A 14,899-nucleotide genomic window follows, 5' to 3' on the forward strand; every position below is an offset into this window, starting at 1 on the left:
GACTAACATAGTCAACTTTGCGAGCCTTATGAACCCCCTTCGTCGCCTCTTCTGCGTGATTGTCCCGACGACACTTCTGACGTTGCCGGCTGTGGCCGATGGGCCCGCCGAGCCGCATCTTTCCATCGAGCCGCGCACCGAGGCCGAGACGGCGCGCGTCGGGGCAATCACGGCCCCGCCCGACGACTTCTCTCACGCCGAGCGGTTCGAGGCGAACCCCGGCGGTGCCGGATCGGTGCGCCGCCGGTCGGACGCGCAGGCGTTCAGCCTGCCGCAGGCCAACCTCAGCTTCGCACAGGAGGGGGACTTCGCCGTCGGCAACGGCCTCTTCGAGCGCCTCTGGGTCACGGCCCCGGCCTCGACCATCGCCTCCGACGGGCTCGGGCCGATGTTCAACATGCGCTCCTGTCAGGACTGCCACATCAAGGATGGTCGGGGCCATGCGCCGGCCAACGCCGAGGACGACGCCGGCAGTCTCGTCGTCCGCCTCGGCATCCCCGTGCCCGATCCGGAGGGCCTCGCCCGCTACCTCGGCGCGGATCCCGATCCGGTCTACGGCCATCAGTTTTCCGACAATTCGATCGCCGGTGTCCCGGCCGAGGGGCGCATCCGCGTCACCTGGGAGGAGGCCGAGCGCGTGATGCTCGCGGGCGGCGAGACTGTGGCGCTGCGGCGGCCGGTCTGGTCGCTCGACGATCTGGCATACGGCCCGCTCGACCCCGGAACGGCGATCAGCCCGCGCGTCGCGCCGCAGATGATCGGCCTTGGCCTCGTGGAGGCGATCCCGGCGGCGGACATCCTTGCCTATGCCGACCCGGAGGACCGCGACGGCGACGGGGTGTCGGGACGGCCGCATCTCGTCTGGTCGCCCGAATACGAGGTCGAAATGCTCGGCCGCTTCGGCGTACGCGCGACCACGCCGACGCTGCGCCAGCAGGCGGCGGATGCCTTCAACGCCGACATCGGTATCGCCACGCCGCTAAGACCCGATCCGGCGGGCGACTGCACCGATGCGCAGGTCGCCTGCCGTGCCGCTCCCGACGGGCGCGACGCGGAGCAGGGGGGCTTCGAAGTATCGCGCCAGAGCCTCGATCTGGTGACCTTCTACTCGGCCAACCTCGCCGTGCCGAAGCGCGCGCGCGTCTCCGACCCCGAGGTGCTGCGCGGCAAGGCGCTCTTCCACGACGCGCGCTGTTCGGCGTGCCACGTGCCGAAGTTCGTCACACACCGCCTGACCGACCGGCCGGAGGACAGCTTCCAGCTGATCTGGCCCTACAGCGATTTCCTGCTTCACGACATGGGGTCGGGGCTCGCCGACGGTCTGCCGGCCGGGCAGGCCAGCGGCTCCGAATGGCGCACGCCGCCGCTCTGGGGTCTCGGCCTGACGGAGCAGGTCGCGGGGCAGCGGCAGTTCCTGCACGACGGGCGCGCGCGGACGCTCACCGAGGCCATTCTCTGGCACGGCGGCGAGGGGCAGGGGGCCCGCGACCGCTTCGCCGCCTTCCCGCCCGCCGACCGCGCCGCCCTCATCGCTTTCCTGGAGTCGCTATGATCCGCTCGCTCGCCCTCGTCCTCGCCCTTACCGCCCCTGCCGCCGCGAATCCGCTCGACGACCATGTGCTGCCCCGCGTCGCGGCCTTCGCCGGGGCGACCGAAGCATTGGCGCAGACGGATTGCGACGTCGATGCGCTCAAGGCCGCCTACGCGCCGGCGGCGACCGCATGGGCCGCCATGTCGCATCTGACCCTCGGTCCGGTCGAGGCAGAGGGCAGGGGACAGGTCGTGCTCTTCTGGCCCGACGGACGGGATGCGACGCGGCGGGGCCTCGCGCTCCTGCGCGAGCGCGGGGCGGAGGGCTGGACGCCGGAGGGCATCGCCCGGGCCTCGGCGGCGGCGCGCGGGCTCGGCGCGCTCGAACGGCTGATCTGGGAGGCGGAGGCCGAGCCTTGCGCGCTCACCCGCGCGCTCACCCGCGATCTTGCCGATACCGCGGCCCGGATCGAGACGGGCTGGACGAACGGGTTCGCCGATCTGATGCGCACGCCCGGCACAGCGGGCAACGCGCGCTTTCTCGACGAGAGCGAGGTGCGGGCCGCGTTCTTCACCGCGCTCATGTCCGGGCTCGAGCATCTGTCGGACCGCCGCCTCGGAGCGCCGCTCGGCACCTTCGCCGAACCGCGCCCCGCCCGGGCGGAGTTGCGGCGGTCGGGCCTTTCGCTTGCGATGGTCGTCGCCGCGCTCGAGGGCATGCGCGAGCTGGCCGCGGCGATGGCCGACGCGCCCGAGACCGACGCCGCCTTCGCCCGCGCGCTCGACGCCGCGCGTCGCGTCGACACGCCCGATCTGAGCCAGGTGGCCGAGCCCGGAGGGCGTCTGCGGGTTGAGGCGCTGCAGACGGCGGTGGACGCGATCCGGCAAGTCGCCGACGTCGAGATCGGTCAGGGCCTCGGCATCGCGCAGGGGTTCAATTCGGCGGATGGCGACTGAGATGTGGTCGCGTCGTCTCTTCCTCGCCGCCGGAGCGGCCAGCACCGTCGCCCCGGCCTGGGCGGCCCTTGGCGGGGCGCGTTTCCTCGCCGCCGCGCGGGAGCCGAGCGGGGACTACGCGCTCTGCGGCCTGACGGATGGCGGAGACATCGCTTTCCGCGTGCCGCTTACGGCGCGGGGCCACGCGGCCGCGGCCCATCCGACCCGGCCCGAGGCCGTCGCCTTCGCGCGCCGTCCGGGCACCTTCGCGCTCGTCCTCGACTGCTCGGACGGCCAGGTCGTGCGCCGGCTCGCGGCTCCGGACGGGCGGCACTTCTATGGCCACGGCGCGTTCCTCGACGGCGGGCGCGTCCTCGCGACGACGGAGAACGCCTACGCGAGCGGCGCGGGCCGCATCGGGTTCTGGGATGCGGATGCAGGCTATCGGCGCATCGGGGAGGTGGCCTCGGGCGGCATCGGCCCGCATGAGGTGATCCGCCTGCCGGGGACGGAGATTCTCGCGGTCGCGAACGGCGGGATCCGGACGCACCCGGCGCACGGGCGCGAGAAGCTCAACCTCGATAAGATGCGCCCAAACCTCGCCTATCTCGACGACGGTGCAGTGGTGGAGCGGATCGAACTGCCTGACCCGAAGCTCTCGATCCGGCACATTGCCGCGCGGGCGGACGGCACAGTCGGCATGGGCCTCCAATCGGAGCGAGCCCCGGAAGAGACGGTCCCGATGTTCGCCACGCATCGCCGCGGTGGCCCGCCGACGGTGTATGGCGCGCATCTCGCCCCCGGCTTCGCGGGCTATGTGGGTTCGGTCGCGTGGTCCAGGGACGGCACGCGCCTCGCCGTGACGGCCCCCCGGGGCAATCGGGCGGCGATCTGGGACGGCGCGGAGATCGAATTGCTGCACCGGCCCGACATCTGCGGCGTCACCGCGGCCGGCGGGGGCTTCGCCTTTACCGACGGGTTGGGCGGCATCCTGACGGAGAGGGGCACGCGGAAGCACCCGTGCAATTGGGACAACCACCTCGTCTCGCTCTGAGCGTGGGGTGCCTCAGCCGGCCTTCCAGACGGCGACGCTGCGCCCCATGACGGCCCCGGTGCTGGGCTGGCTCGACAGAAACGGCGGGCCGTCGTCGGTCTCCACGGTCTCGGGGCCATAGTTGATGCGGACGCGCCAGCGGGTGTCCGCCGCCTCGGTCTCGACCGTCAGAAGATCGTCCTCCAGCCCATGCGCCGTCACCCGCCCGTCGCCCCAGCCGGCGTCGCGCCGCGCGGCGATGACCTCGCGGTAGAACCCGCGGATCGACTGCTCGGACTGGGCGGCGACGCTTCGATCGTCGGACCAGCGCATCGGAAGCCAGGGCGTGCCGCCGGTGAAGCCGCAGTTCGGGCCGTCCGACCAGGGCAGGGGCACGCGCGCGCCGTCGCGCCCGGGGCCGTCGGGCCAGTAGAGCAGATCGAGCGGATCGACTGTCTCCTCCTGCGAGAGCGTGGCCTGCGGCAGACCCAGTTCCTCCCCCTGGAAGAGAAGCCACGGTCCGGGAAGCGCCGCCATCATCAGCGCGAAGAACCGTGCGTCCCGGTCGGTGCCGTCGCCCGCCGACGAGACGTGGCGCGGCTGATCGTGGCTCGACAGCCACTTGGGCACGCGGGCCGGGTCGTCGATCTGGTCGAAGATCGCCTGCAGGACCTCCGGCGTGGCTCCCTTCTCGGGCATGTCGATCGTGTAGCACCCATCGAGGCGGCCGGGCTCTGTGAAGGCGAGCGCGAGCGTCAGCTGCTGATTGCCCGAGGTGCTCTCCCCGATCAGATAGGCGTCGTCCCCGGCCCAGTCGCGCAGCTTCTCGGCATAGGCCGCGCCGTCGCCGGGCAGCATGTCGTAGACATGGTCCTGATAGGTGTAGGGCACGAAGTTCGCGCCCGAGACCCTGTCCTGCACCTCGGGCGATGCGGGCGGATTGTCCTTCAAGCTCTCGTCGAAGAGGTAGGACGTCACTGCATCGAAGCGGAAGCCGTCGACGCCCTTGCCGCGCCAGAAGGTGATCTCGTCACGGTGCAGATCCTGCACGTGCGGGTTGCGCAGGTTGAGGCTCGGCTGCACGGCGAGGAACTGGTGAAAGTAGTACTGCCGCCGCCGGTGGTTCCACGTCCAGGCCGGCTGACCGAACTGGCTGAGCCAGTTGTTGGGCTGCGTCCCGTCGGGCTTCGGGTCACGCCAGAGATAGCAGTCGGCGGCGAACTCGTCGCCCGCGATCGCGGCCTGGAAAAGGGGGTGCCGGTCGCTCGTGTGGTTGAGAACCTGGTCGATCATCACGCGGAGGCCCGCGCCGTGCGCCGCCTCGACCAGTGCCTCGAAGTCGGCCATCGTCCCGAAGCGGGGATCGACGGCCTTGTGGTCGGCCACGTCGTAGCCGCCGTCGACCATGGGGGAGACGAAGAAAGGCGAGAGCCAGACCGCATCGACCCCGAGGTCGGCGATCCAGCTCATTTTGCGCGTGATCCCGGCCAAGTCGCCCTCGCCCGACCCCGTCGTGTCGAGGAAGGAACGGGGGTAGACCTGATAGATCGCCGGGTTCTTCGGCCAGTCGCCCCTAAGCACCGACGATCATGCCCCCGTTCGGGTGCAGGGTTTGGCCGTTGAAGTAGCTGCCGTCGGAGGAGGCGAGGAAGAGGAAGCTCGTCGCCACTTCCCAGGGCTGCCCGGCGCGGCCCATCGGAACCTTGGAGCCGAAGTCCTCGACCGCCTCGGCCGGCATCGTGCCCGGGATGAAGGGCGTCCAGATCGGGCCGGGGGCCACGGTGTTCACGCGGATGCCCTTCTCCACGAGGTTTTCGGCCAGCGAGCGGGAAAAGGCGAGGCTCGCGCCGCGCGTGGTCGAATAGCTGATGAGGGAGCCCATGCCCGCGAAGGCGTTGACCGAAGAGGTGTTCACGATCGCGGCGCCCTCCTTCAGGTGCGGCAACGCGGCCTGCGTGCAGAAGAAATACGCCATCACGTTGCTGTCGAAGGTCCGCCGCAGACGCTCTTCGGAAAGCTCCGTCAGGTCTTCGTCGAGCCATTGCATCGCGGCGTTGTTGATGAGGATGTCGAGCCCGCCGAACCGCTCGACCGTCTTGTCCACGGCAGCCGTCGCCACCGCCTTGTCTCCCAGATCGCCGGGCAGGAGCAGCGCCTCGGAGCCCTCGGCCTCGATCAATTCGCGCGTCTTCTCGGCGTCGCGGTCCTCGTCGTAGTAGGCGATGGCGACCTTTGCGCCTTCGCGGGCAAAGAGGACGGCCACGGCGCGGCCGATCCCGCTGTCGCCGCCGGTGATGAGCGCGACCTTGTCCTTGAGTTTGCCGACGCCCGGGTGGCGCGGCATGTAGTCGGGCGCGGGCGTCATCTCGTGCTCGGCCGCGGGCATCGCATCCTGGGCCTGGGCGGGGATCTTGACGTGCTCGTTCATCTTGGAACCTCTCGAATTGCAGGAGTGTCCTGCCTCAACCGCCTGCCGCGCGATGCGTTCCGTCGGGGGCTCACTCGGGCGCTGTCACGACGTTCCAGTCCGAGAGTTCCTGCGGCGTGAGGATGTAGATCTCGTTCGCCGGCGTCGCCATCGCCGGCCCCATGATGCGCAGGTCGATCCCCATGGCGTCGAGGTGGGCGAGGACTTCGGCCTGCCCACGCTGGATGTCCTCGGTGGCGAGGAAGGCGGGCAGCACGGTGGATTCACCGAAGCTGTGCTGGTGCACGCCGAGCCGTCCACCCTCCGCAACCTCCCGCGTCGTTCCCCCGGCAAATGCGTAGGGACAGGCCGAGAGGCAGACCGCGCCATCCTCGATCCGGGTGGTGACGTCGGCGTCCCGCAGGAAGCGGCCGATCTCGAGCGCATCCGAGACGCTGCCGCCGGGGCTGTCGAGGGTGACGGTCCCGGGCGCGGCGGCCCGCAATTCCGTCACGATGCGCGCGCCGTCGCCGGGGGCGATGGCCCCGCGCAGTCGCAGTCCGGCTTCGGTTATCTCGGCCACGAGGCGGCGCGGCATGTCGGACGAGACGCCCGGCCCGGGGTTCGACGGCGCGGTCGGGCGGTAGCGGCGGGTCTGGTCGCCCGGCCGCGTGGGCGCATCGAGTTCCGGCGCGCTCGACGGCGAGACGAGGCCCGGGAGGCCGGGGGCGAGGTCGATCCCGATCAGCAGGACGGCGAGCACGATCTGCCCGCCGAGGAGCCATCGCAACGTTCGCCGTTCGGGCGAGGCATCCGGTGTCTCGGGCGTGCTCATTCCGCGGCCTCGGGCGGGCGCGGGCCGCGCTTGACCGTCGGAATGTCCGGCCCCTCGTCGAGAAGGACTTGCGCCGTGGGGCCGCGCGGATCGACGTCGTCGATGTCGCGCAGGGCGATCACCGCGGCGCGTAGTTCGGCCACGGTCATCGCGTCCTCCGGCTCCGCCGGGTCGCGCCCGACGCGGATCGCGGCTTGCGCCACCGCCACGATCAGCACGAGCACGGCCGGTAGAAGGTCGATCGCGATGGCCCCGGCCCAGGAGGGGGCGAAGTTGCGGGCATAGCGGATGACGGCATCGGCGGTGGAGATCGGCGTGTAGACGACCTCCGCCGCCGGTTCCAGCGCCAGCACTTCGGAGGCGGCCGTCTGCAAGGTTTCGGCCCGCCGCGCGAGCACTTCGAGGAGCGATGTGATCGTGGCCTGCTGCGCGGCCTGTCCGCCAGCGTCGCCCGCGTCGAGCCGTGGCAGCACGACGGATTGCGCCAGATCGCGTGCCGCCCGGTCGACGAGGGGGGCGACCGACAGTTGCCTCAGCGTCGTGATGACCCCGGTGAGGCGCACGGCTTCTTCCGAAAACTCGACCGAGCGGTCCTCGACCGACCCGGCGGCGACCGTGAGCGCGCGCATGCGGCTCAGGATCGCGTTGCCCTCGGCGAAGGCCGCCGCCACGCGCCCTTCCTGCGCGGCGATCAGCTCTTCGAGCGCGGCCAGTTCGTCGGACTTCTGGGTCAGCACGCGGAAGACGGCCCCGCGTCCCGCCAGACCCGACAGGCCGCCGCCCGCTTCCTGCTCCGAGAGGTCGTCGAACCCCTGCCGCGTGCGGCCGACGTCGAGGGCGAGCGCCTGACCCTGCAGCGTGATTTCGTGCGCGCGTTCGAGCGAGGCCTGATAGTCCTGCACCGTGCGCGCCAGATGCTGCTCCACCGCGGCCGACCCGGCGAGGGCCGCCGCGTTCAGCCAGGACGACATCGCGACGATCGCGGCCGAGCCGATCACCATGGCGAGCGTCAGCCAGAGCCGTGTCGCCGCCGTCCGCATCGCGGGCAGCAGGCGCAGCAGGTAGGACCAGAAGACGAAGATGCCCGTCGAGACCGCCGCCGAATAGGCGACGGCGGCAAAGAGCGAGAGCGCGCCACCGTCGCTCAGGAGCCCGCGCACGCCGAGGTAGGTGTAGATGCCCGAGGCCACGGCCAGCACGCCGAGGGCGGCGGAGGTGAAGCTGTCGAGCCACCCGAGGTGGTGTTCGACCTCGCGGGCGTGGCGCAGGCCCTTGGTATCTCGGCTCATTGTCCTGGCCCCCCTGGCATCTCGACCGTCAGAGAGTGGGGGCAGGGGGGGCGGATGGCAAGTCGCAGGCCCTTGCGTCGCCCGCCCGTGCCGTCATTCTGGACCCGAGGACGGGGAGGGACCGCATGGACGAGCCGTGTATCGCGCTTTTGGGCGTCAAGGGCGGACCGGCGATCCGGCCGGGCTCGAACATGCCGACGTCGATCCTGCTGCGCCTCGGGGGGCGGACGATCCTCGTGGATGCGGGGCTCGGGGTGACGCGGGCGGTCTGCGACCAGGGCGTGGCCCTGACCGGGATCGACCTGATCCTCGTGACGCATCTCCATTCCGACCACTACCTCGAACTCGGGCCGCTTCTGCACACCGCCTGGACGGCCGGTCTGACGCGGCCCGTACCCATCCTCGGGCCGCCGGGGCTGCGGCAGTATTGGGAGCGGTTTCTCGATGCGATGGCCTTCGACATCGACCTCAGGATTGCCGACGAAGGCCGCGTGCCGCTCGCGCCCGTGGCTGACCTGCGCGAGATGGCGGAGGGCGAGGTGTGGCGCGACGGCCCCCTTCGGATCGAGGCGATCCTGAACGCGCATCCCCCGATCGAGGAAAGCTACGCGCTGCGGCTCTGGGACGGCGCGCGCCGGGTCGTCCTCTCGGGCGACACCGCACCCTTCGCGGGGTGGGATGCCTTCGTCGCCGGGGCAGACCTCCTCGTCCACGAGGCGATGCTGACGCGGGGCGTCGATGCGGTGATCGCGGGTCTTGCGCATCCCGACCCGCGGCTGAAGGCGCACATCCTGCGCGCCCATACGCCGGCCGAGGAGGTTGGGGCGCTCGCGGCGCGTACCGGGGTGAAGGCGCTTGCGCTCAACCACTTCGTGCCCGACGGCCTGCCGGGGATCACCGAGGATGACTGGGTCGCCGCCGTCCGGCAACACTGGGACGGGCCGCTGCACATCGGGCGCGACGGCCTGCGGTTGCCCCTTGGCTGAGCCGCTCGACGTCATCGTCGCCGGCGCGGGGATCGTTGGTGTCTCGACGGCGATCTGGCTGCAGCGGGCCGGGCATCGCGTGACGCTCCTCGACCGCGCGGGGCCGGGGCGGGGCACGAGCCACGGCAACGGCGGCGTGCTGGCCGCCGGGGGCGTGGTGCCGGTGACGACGCCGGGGCTCATGCGCCGCGCGCCGGGGATGCTGTTGTCGCCCGATCAGCCGCTTTTCCTCCGCTGGACTTACCTGCCGCGGCTCGTGCCGTTCCTCGCGCGCTACCTGTCGCACGCGACCGACGCCCACGTCCGGCGCTACGCCGCGGCCATGGGCGCGCTCCTCCTCGACAGTGCCGATCAGCACGCGGCGCTGGCAAACGGCACGCCGGCCGAGCGCTACCTGAGCCGTGACGATTATTGCTTCGGCTACGCCGACTGTGCTGCCTTCGAGGCCGATGGCTACGCCTGGTCGGTACGCCGCGCCGCGGGCGTCCGCTTCGAGGTGGAGGAGGGGACGGCCGATCCCGCCTTTGCCGGCGCCTTCGGGACCGTCGTGCGCTGCCGCGATCACGGGCGGATCAGCGACCCCGGGGCCTATGTCGCGGCGCTGGCGGACCATTTCGTTGCCGAGGGCGGGCATCTGGCCCTGACCGAGATCACCGACATCGACGTCGCCGGCGGCGAGGTGACGGCGCTGCACACGCCCGAGGGTCCGCTGCGGGCCGACCGCATCGTCTTCGCCCTCGGGCCCTGGTCGAAACCGATTGCGCAAAAGTTGGGCCTTCGCCTGCCGTTCGAGAGCGAGCGGGGCTACCATATCGAGTTTCACGACCCCTCGGTGATGCCGCGCGATCCGATGATGGTCGCCGCGGGCAAGTTCGTCCTGACACCCATGGAGGGGCGATTGCGCGCCGCCGGAGTGATCGAGTTCGGCGGTCTCGACGCCGGGCCGCGCCATGCGCCGCTCGACTTCCTGCGTCGGCAGGTGGCGGCGTTGCTGCCCGGCCTCACCTGGTCCGACACGACCGAGTGGATGGGCCACCGTCCGGCCACCGCCGACAGCCTGCCCCTGATCGGGCCGATGGGGGGCAAAGGGCGCAGTTTCGCGGCCTTCGGGCATCAGCACGTCGGCTTGACAGGTGGCCCCAAAACGGGTCGCATCATCGCGGGACTGATCGGAGGAGAGGCCCCGAACATCGACCTCGGTCCTTTCGACCTCCGCAAATACGCCGCGAGAGACGGCACGACGACTGGGAGAGACAGATGACACCGACGAAGACCTTCGCCACGGCCACCGCGCTGGCCGCCCTTGCCGCGGGTCCCGCGCTGGCCGACGGACACGCCCAGACCTGGGACATGCCGATGGCCTATGCGGCCTCGAACTTCCACTCCGAACAGGGCGTGATCTTCGCCGACAAGGTGCGCGAGTACACCGATGGCGCGATCGACATCACCGTGCATCCCGGCGGCTCGCTCTTCGGCGGCGGCGACATCAAGCGCGCGATCCAGACCGGGCAGGTGCCGATCGGCGAGCGCCTGATGTCGGGTCACGCGAACGAGACGCCGCTTCTTGGGTGGGACAACCTGCCCTTCGTGGCGACGAGCTACGAGGCGAACGAGAAGCTATGGCAGGCCGCGAAGGACGTCGTGAACGAGGAACTGGCTGCACAGCAGCTGGTGACGCTCTACACCTGCCCGTGGCCGGGGCAGGGGTTCTACTTCAACAAGGAAGTGACCTCATCGGCCGACACGCAGGGCCTCAAGTTCCGCTCCTACAACACGGCGACGGCCACCTTCGCCGAAGAGCTCGGGATGGTGCCCGTGCAGATCGAAGCGGCGGAGCTGAGCCAGGCGCTCGCGACGGGGGTGGCGGAGGCGTTCATCTCCTCCGGTTCGACCGGCTACGACCGCAAGGTGTGGGAGCATCTGAGCCACTATTACAAGGTCAACGCCTGGCTGCCGCGCAACTACGTCATGGTCAACAAGACCGTCTGGGACGGGCTTGATGCCGACACGCAGGCCGCCATCCAGCGCGCCGCCGACGAGACCGGGGCGAGCTGCCTCGCCAAGTCCGAGGAGTTGACCAACTTCTATTTCGACGGCCTCGCGGAGAACGGGATGGAGGTGACCGACGCGGGGCCGGAGTTCCTGGCGGAACTGGAAGCGATCGGGGCCACGATGACCGAAGCCTGGCTCGCCGATACCGGGGAGGCCGGGCAGGCCATCCTCGACGCCTACGCCGCCGAGTGAGGCGCGACGGGCCGGTCCCGCGCGGGCCGACCCGTCTTCCATCGGGGACATCCGAATGACCGACTGGGCACCCTTCCTGGGCCTGCCGCTCTGGGCCTGGCTCTTCGGGCTGCCGAGCCTGATCGCGCTGGCCTGCTTCGCCGCCCGCGCCCGTGCGGCGCGGGTCCTCGCCCCGGTCTGGCGGGTGCTCGACGGCGTCTACTTCGCCGCGGGCTGCGTGGCGGCGCTCTTCATGGTCACGATCCTTGGCCTGATCGTCACGCAGATGCTCGCGCGCTGGACGGGCACCTCCCTTCCGGGGACGACCGAGTTCGCGGGCTACGCCATGGCGGCCACATCCTTCTTCGCGCTGGCCCATGCGCTGATGCGGGGGGCGCATATCCGCGTGTCGATCGTCCTGAACGCGAACGACCGGCTTCGGCGCTGGCTCGATCCGCTCGCCGTCTTCGGCGCGGCGGTCATCGCCACCTACTTCGCGCGCTACGCGATCAAGGCCAACGGCTTCTCTGCCCTCCTCAACGACCGCACGCAGGGCCAGGACCGGATCCCCGAGTGGCTGGTCTCGCTCCTGTCGCTGCCGTCGAAGGCACCGAGGACCTGGGGCGAGACGATGGCCGCGGCGGGCGATGGCCTGACCTACACGCCGCTCTGGGTGCCCCAACTCGCCATGTCGATCGGGTCGGTCCTTCTCGCGATCGCGCTCTGGGACACGCTGACACGTCTGGCGGTGACGGGCGCGAACCCCATCGTGACGGAGGCGGTGGAATGACCGAAGCCTACGCCACGATCGTCTTTCTCTTCGTGCTCTTCGCCCTCCTCGGCTCCTCGGTCTGGATCGGACTGGCGCTCATGGGCGTGGCCTTCGTCGGCATGGAGCTCTTTACGACGCGACCCGCGGGTGACGCGATGATCACAGTCATCTGGGCCTCGTCGAGCAGCTGGACGCTCACGGCGCTGCCGCTCTTCATCTGGATGGGCGAGATCCTCTATCGCACGCGCCTGAGCGAAGACATGTTCCGCGGCCTCGCCCCGTGGATGCGCTTCCTGCCCGGTGGCCTGCTGCACACCAACATAGCGGGCTGCACGATCTTCGCGGCCGTCTCCGGCTCCTCGGCGGCGACGTTGACGACCGTGGGGAAGATGTCGATCCCGGAGCTGCGCAAGCGCGGGTATCCCGAATACATGATCGTGGGCACGCTTGCGGGCGCGGCGACGCTCGGCCTGATGATCCCGCCGTCGCTCACGCTGATCGTCTATGGTGTCTCGATCAACGAGAGCATCATCAAGCTCTTCATGGCGGGCATCGTGCCGGGCCTCGTGCTGGCCGGGCTCTTCATGTCCTACATCGTCGGCTGGCACCTCCTGCGGCCGGGGCAGCGCCCGGCAGGGGAAGCCCCGATGTCCCTCTCCGAGATGCTGCGCGAGAGCCGGTTCCTCATCCCCGTCCTCTGCCTCGTCTTCGCAGTCATCGGCTCGATGTACTTCGGCTGGGCCACCGCGACCGAAGCCGCGGCGGTGGGCGTGCTGGGCGCGCTGACGCTGGCCGCGTTCCAGCGCTCGCTCACCTCAGCCTCCTTCTTCGCGAGCCTCATGGGCGCGACCCGCACCTCGGCCATGATCGCGCTCATCCTGATGGGCGCGGCCTTCCTGTCGCTCAGCATGGGGTTCACCGGACTGCCGCGCGCGCTGGCCGCCTGGATCGACGGCATCGGCCTGTCCCCGATCGCGCTCATCGCGGCGCTCACGGTCTTCTACATCATCCTGGGCATGTTCCTCGACGGCATCTCCTCGGTCGTCCTGACCATGGCGATCGTGGAGCCGATGATCCGGCAGGCGGGGATCGACCCGATCTGGTTCGGCATCTTCATCGTGGTCGTGGTCGAGATGGCGCAGGTCACGCCGCCCATCGGCTTCAACCTCTTCGTGCTGCAAGGGATGACCCGGCACGAGATCGGCTACATCTCCAAGGTGGCGCTGCCGATGGTCGGGCTGATGCTCCTGATGATCGTGCTGCTGGTGGCGTTTCCGGGCCTCGCGACCTGGCTGCCGAACAACCTGCGGTGACGGCGCTCACGGTCCTGCAGCTGGATACGGCGTTCCCACGCATTCCGGGGGACGTGACCTGCGCCGAGACCTACGTCGAGCCGCCCGAGATCCTGCGCGTGCCGCGCGCGACGGTAGGGCAGGTGGTCACGGATCGACCGGAGCAGGTCGACATCGCGCCGTTCGAGCGTGCAATGGACGCAGCCAAGGGCGACGTCATCGCGACGTCCTGCGGGTTTCTCGCCCCTTGGCAGTCGCATCTGGCCGCGCGGACTGACCGGCCTTTCACGGCCTCCGCTTTATGCGCTCTGCCCGATTTGCTACGAAGACACGCAGCCGGCGAAATCCTTGTCGTGACCTTCGACGCCGCGCGCCTGACGAATGCGCATCTGGGCGGGGCGGCCGTGGACGTGATCGGCTTGCCCGACGACGACCACCTTCGGCGCGTCATCGCGAACGACCTGCCCGATCTTGATCAGGCACGGGCGGGGGCCGACCTCGTCGCGCTCGTCCGGGGCCGGCAGACCGCGCGCCACCGGCACATCCTCCTCGAATGCACGAACCTGCCGCCCTACAAGGCCGCAATCCGCACGGCGACGGATCTGCCGGTCACGGACATCCTGAGCCTGATCGAAGGTCTGCGACCGGGGACGGTGACCCCGGCGTTTCTCTAGGGCCGCTGCACGCCGCTGACCGTCAGCGTGATGCGGTAGAGGCTCGTGGAGGCGGTGATGTAGAGTTGATGCTTCGCCCGCCCGCCGAAGCAGATGTTCGAGACGACCTCCGGCACCCGGATCTTGCCCAGAAGTCGGCCGTCGGGCGCGATGCAATGCACGCCGTCGCCGGCGGAGGTCCAGAGGTTGCCCAACTCGTCAAAGCGGAACCCGTCGGCGCAGCCCGGCGCGACGGTGTGGAACAGCGTGCCCGCGCCGAGGCCCTCGCCTTCCACGGGGTAGACGCGGATGTGCTGGGGATCGTCCGAGAACATCCGTCCCGTGTCGGCGACGTAGAGGCGGCTCTCGTCAGGGGAAAATGCGAGCCCATTGGGGCAGTTCATGTCAGAGACCATCACGCGCATCTCGCCCGTCTCCGCATCGACTCGGTAGACGACGCAGGGCAGCTCCTGTTCCGACTTGTAGCCCTCGTAGTCGGTCTTGATCCCGTAGTGCGGATCGCTGAACCAGATCGAGCCATCGGACTTCACGATGACGTCGTTCGGAGAGTTGAGCCGCTTGCCGTCGAAACCATCGGCGATGACCGTGATCGAGCCGTCATGCTCCGTCCGCGTCACGCGCCGGGTGCCGTGCTCGCAGCTGACGAGCCGACCCTGAAGGTCGCGGGTGTGCCCATTGGAGTAGTTCGAGGGCGCGCGGTAGGTGGAGATGCCTGTCCCCTCGGTCCAGCGCAGGATGCGATTGTTCGGGATGTCCGAGAACAGGAGGCAGTCCGCGTCGCCGAACCAGACCGGCCCCTCGACCCAGTCGAAGCCCGTGGCGAGCTGTTTGAGCGGCGCGTTGCCGAGGACATAGGTTCCGAAGGCCGGATCGACGATCTCGAAATCTGACATGGGCGTTGTCCTCCGTGCTGCTGCCGTGC

At 70.0% G+C, this 14,899-nt stretch carries 14 protein-coding genes; 9 read left to right on the forward strand and 5 right to left on the reverse strand.

Annotated features, from left to right (window positions below; genetic code table 11):
* Window positions 1-28 precede the first annotated feature (28 nt).
* The 3 genes from HSX43_RS06745 to HSX43_RS06755 are packed head-to-tail and all read left to right on the forward strand — an operon-like array spanning window position 29 to window position 3,520.
* Complete coding sequence (locus tag HSX43_RS06745; protein ID WP_179379357.1) at window positions 29-1,552, forward strand: di-heme oxidoreductase family protein; 1,524 nt, start codon at window positions 29-31, stop codon at window positions 1,550-1,552.
* On the forward strand, window positions 1,549-2,487 hold the full coding sequence (locus HSX43_RS06750) for an imelysin family protein (protein WP_179379358.1): 939 nt from the start codon (window positions 1,549-1,551) through the stop codon (window positions 2,485-2,487). Before HSX43_RS06745 ends, HSX43_RS06750 begins: the two co-directional genes overlap by 4 nt.
* Entirely contained in the window at window positions 2,477-3,520 is a 1,044-nt protein-coding gene (locus tag HSX43_RS06755) for a DUF1513 domain-containing protein (protein ID WP_235962544.1), read from the forward strand. The genes HSX43_RS06750 and HSX43_RS06755 overlap by 11 nt, the downstream gene beginning before the upstream one ends.
* Window positions 3,521-3,532: 12 nt before the next feature.
* Here the strand turns inward: HSX43_RS06755 and HSX43_RS06760 are convergent, their stop codons facing one another.
* From HSX43_RS06760 to HSX43_RS06775, 4 genes are all read right to left on the reverse strand, one after another.
* Complete coding sequence (locus HSX43_RS06760) at window positions 3,533-5,080, reverse strand: alpha-amylase family glycosyl hydrolase (RefSeq protein WP_179379359.1); 1,548 nt, start codon at window positions 5,078-5,080, stop codon at window positions 3,533-3,535.
* The gene (locus HSX43_RS06765) at window positions 5,073-5,927 is read right to left on the reverse strand and encodes an SDR family oxidoreductase (protein ID WP_179379360.1); all 855 of its coding nucleotides are present in this window, start codon (window positions 5,925-5,927) and stop codon (window positions 5,073-5,075) included. The genes HSX43_RS06760 and HSX43_RS06765 overlap by 8 nt, the downstream gene beginning before the upstream one ends.
* A gap of 70 nt (window positions 5,928-5,997) precedes the next feature.
* A complete protein-coding gene (locus HSX43_RS06770) occupies window positions 5,998-6,741 on the reverse strand; it encodes a COG3904 family protein (RefSeq protein ID WP_179379361.1) in 744 nt (247 codons plus the stop codon).
* Window positions 6,738-8,030, reverse strand: coding sequence for a hypothetical protein (locus HSX43_RS06775; RefSeq protein ID WP_235962545.1), 1,293 nt, complete (start codon window positions 8,028-8,030; stop codon window positions 6,738-6,740). The genes HSX43_RS06770 and HSX43_RS06775 overlap by 4 nt, the downstream gene beginning before the upstream one ends.
* 125 nt (window positions 8,031-8,155) lie before the next feature.
* Here HSX43_RS06775 and HSX43_RS06780 point away from each other — a divergent pair, with 125 nt between their 5' ends.
* The 6 genes from HSX43_RS06780 to HSX43_RS06805 are packed head-to-tail and all read left to right on the forward strand — an operon-like array spanning window position 8,156 to window position 13,977.
* A complete protein-coding gene (locus tag HSX43_RS06780; protein WP_179379362.1) occupies window positions 8,156-9,016 on the forward strand; it encodes an MBL fold metallo-hydrolase in 861 nt (286 codons plus the stop codon).
* Window positions 9,009-10,277: an NAD(P)/FAD-dependent oxidoreductase gene (locus HSX43_RS06785; RefSeq protein WP_235962546.1), complete on the forward strand. Its 1,269-nt coding sequence runs from the start codon at window positions 9,009-9,011 to the stop codon at window positions 10,275-10,277. Before HSX43_RS06780 ends, HSX43_RS06785 begins: the two co-directional genes overlap by 8 nt.
* On the forward strand, window positions 10,274-11,260 hold the full coding sequence (locus HSX43_RS06790) for a TRAP transporter substrate-binding protein (RefSeq protein ID WP_179379364.1): 987 nt from the start codon (window positions 10,274-10,276) through the stop codon (window positions 11,258-11,260). The genes HSX43_RS06785 and HSX43_RS06790 overlap by 4 nt, the downstream gene beginning before the upstream one ends.
* 55 nt (window positions 11,261-11,315) lie before the next feature.
* Window positions 11,316-12,029, forward strand: a complete 714-nt coding sequence (locus HSX43_RS06795) for a TRAP transporter small permease (protein WP_179379365.1) — start codon at window positions 11,316-11,318, stop codon at window positions 12,027-12,029.
* On the forward strand, window positions 12,026-13,324 hold the full coding sequence (locus tag HSX43_RS06800; RefSeq protein ID WP_179379366.1) for a TRAP transporter large permease: 1,299 nt from the start codon (window positions 12,026-12,028) through the stop codon (window positions 13,322-13,324). The genes HSX43_RS06795 and HSX43_RS06800 overlap by 4 nt, the downstream gene beginning before the upstream one ends.
* Window positions 13,321-13,977: an aspartate/glutamate racemase family protein gene (locus tag HSX43_RS06805; protein WP_179379367.1), complete on the forward strand. Its 657-nt coding sequence runs from the start codon at window positions 13,321-13,323 to the stop codon at window positions 13,975-13,977. The genes HSX43_RS06800 and HSX43_RS06805 overlap by 4 nt, the downstream gene beginning before the upstream one ends.
* Here the strand turns inward: HSX43_RS06805 and HSX43_RS06810 are convergent.
* Window positions 13,974-14,870 (reverse strand): SMP-30/gluconolactonase/LRE family protein, encoded by an 897-nt coding sequence (locus tag HSX43_RS06810; RefSeq protein ID WP_179379368.1) that lies wholly within the window; start codon window positions 14,868-14,870, stop codon window positions 13,974-13,976. The two genes, HSX43_RS06805 and HSX43_RS06810, sit on opposite strands and share 4 nt — an antisense overlap.
* Window positions 14,871-14,899: the final 29 nt, after the last annotated feature.

This window comes from Jannaschia marina (assembly GCF_013404595.1).
GTDB classification, from domain to species: Bacteria; Pseudomonadota; Alphaproteobacteria; order Rhodobacterales; family Rhodobacteraceae; genus Jannaschia; species Jannaschia marina.

Bases quoted from the DNA above. Each gene is read 5' to 3' on its own strand.
- HSX43_RS06745 (WP_179379357.1), top strand. From the start codon at position 29: ATGAACCCCCTTCGTCGCCTCTTCTGCGTGATTGTCCCGACGACACTT.
- HSX43_RS06750 (WP_179379358.1), top strand. From the start codon at position 1,549: ATGATCCGCTCGCTCGCCCTCGTCCTCGCCCTTACCGCCCCTGCCGCC.
- HSX43_RS06755 (WP_235962544.1), top strand. From the start codon at position 2,477: ATGGCGACTGAGATGTGGTCGCGTCGTCTCTTCCTCGCCGCCGGAGCG.
- HSX43_RS06765 (WP_179379360.1), bottom strand. From the start codon at position 5,927: ATGAACGAGCACGTCAAGATCCCCGCCCAGGCCCAGGATGCGATGCCC.
- HSX43_RS06770 (WP_179379361.1), bottom strand. From the start codon at position 6,741: ATGAGCACGCCCGAGACACCGGATGCCTCGCCCGAACGGCGAACGTTG.
- HSX43_RS06775 (WP_235962545.1), bottom strand. From the start codon at position 8,030: ATGAGCCGAGATACCAAGGGCCTGCGCCACGCCCGCGAGGTCGAACAC.
- HSX43_RS06780 (WP_179379362.1), top strand. From the start codon at position 8,156: ATGGACGAGCCGTGTATCGCGCTTTTGGGCGTCAAGGGCGGACCGGCG.
- HSX43_RS06790 (WP_179379364.1), top strand. From the start codon at position 10,274: ATGACACCGACGAAGACCTTCGCCACGGCCACCGCGCTGGCCGCCCTT.
- HSX43_RS06795 (WP_179379365.1), top strand. From the start codon at position 11,316: ATGACCGACTGGGCACCCTTCCTGGGCCTGCCGCTCTGGGCCTGGCTC.
- HSX43_RS06800 (WP_179379366.1), top strand. From the start codon at position 12,026: ATGACCGAAGCCTACGCCACGATCGTCTTTCTCTTCGTGCTCTTCGCC.
- HSX43_RS06810 (WP_179379368.1), bottom strand. From the start codon at position 14,870: ATGTCAGATTTCGAGATCGTCGATCCGGCCTTCGGAACCTATGTCCTC.